1 protein-coding gene and 1 pseudogene are annotated in these 1,258 nt (G+C 64.7%); both read left to right on the top strand.

Annotated features, from left to right (window positions below):
- A partial coding sequence (locus ACFXIV_RS48070) for a UTRA domain-containing protein (protein WP_379421559.1) occupies nucleotides 1-427 on the top strand: 427 nt, incomplete at its 5' end.
- 185 nt (nucleotides 428-612) lie between these two features.
- Nucleotides 613-1,258 (top strand): annotated as a pseudogene (locus ACFXIV_RS48065) (hypothetical protein); the annotation flags it as partial.

The raw sequence follows: 1,258 nt of genomic DNA, 5'->3' as shown, positions 1-1,258 counted from the left end.
GGTGCCAGCTCCGCCGGACATCGCGGCTCGCCTCGGTATCGGTGAGGGCGACCTCTGCGTCCGTACCCGATACGAGTTCCTGTCGGACAGCAAGCCGGTGCAGCTCTCGACCAGTTGGGAGCCCTACGCCCTGACAGGCGGCACGATCGTTGTGCTTCCCGAGGGTGGTCCGCATGCCGGCCGTGGTGTCGTGGAACGTATGGCCGCGATCGGGATCCACATCAGTCACGCGGTCGAACAACCTGAGCCCGGCCACGCCACAGCAGAAGAGGCCCAACTCCTCGGCCTGCAACGTGGATCACTGGTCACCCGCATCCAGCGCACCTACTACAGAGACGACGGCCGCCCGGTCGAGACCGCCGACATCATCGTCCCAGCGGCCCATGCCGAGATCGTCTATGAGGTGCAGATCAGCTCCGAGGGATGATGCGGCGGTGAGCAGGGCCAGGGCTTACGCCCGACCTCGGGTAGTTGCGTTTACCGCGCTCCCCGGCGGTGCCGTTGCGACCGGCTCCTGAAACCCGTCTCACCAAACGGAAGCGGCCAGAACAACCAACGGGGCCCCAGCGATGTGTCTCTGGGCTTCTAGCTCTGAATGGCACACTCGTCCGTATGAATGAGCTGCCACAGGACACGTTGGATGCCAGGACAGGAGCAGCCGAGACCCGTAACAGTGTCAGCGGCAGCACAGTTAACGGTCCTGTGGTGCAGGCTCGGAACATTGACGCCGTTCACATCCACACCACGCGTCGGGACCCGCTAGTTCCTCGAGAGTTGCCCGCGGCGCCCCCCACATTCATTGGACGGCAGGCTGAACTCGCGTCGCTCAGTAACGCTCTTGAAGCCAATGTGCAAGAGGGCTCGCCCGTCGTGATCTCCGCTATCGGCGGTACCGGTGGCATAGGGAAGACATGGCTGGCGCTGCACTGGGCTCACCAGCACATCGACCGGTTCCCAGACGGGCAGCTCTGCGGCCAGCGGCGCGGCTTCGACCCCAGTGACCAACCGGTGGCTCCGCACGAGGCAGTGCGGGGCTTCCTTGACGCGCTTATCGCGGATCAGAAAGAGATCCCAGCAGAACCCAGTTCCCAGCTCGCTCTGTTCCGCAGTCTGGTAGCGCAGCGACGGATGCTGATCGTGCTGGACAACGCCCGTGACAGTGATCAGGTGGCGCCGCTCATCCCAGGGAGTCCGACGTGCACCGTCCTGGTGACAAGCCGCGATCAGATGGCGGGCCTGTCAGCGACACACGGCGCCC

The organism is Nocardia sp. NPDC059236 (genome assembly GCF_042754085.1).
Lineage (GTDB): Bacteria > Actinomycetota > Actinomycetes > Mycobacteriales > Mycobacteriaceae > Nocardia.
This window is presented reverse-complemented; position numbering and strand designations above follow the sequence as displayed.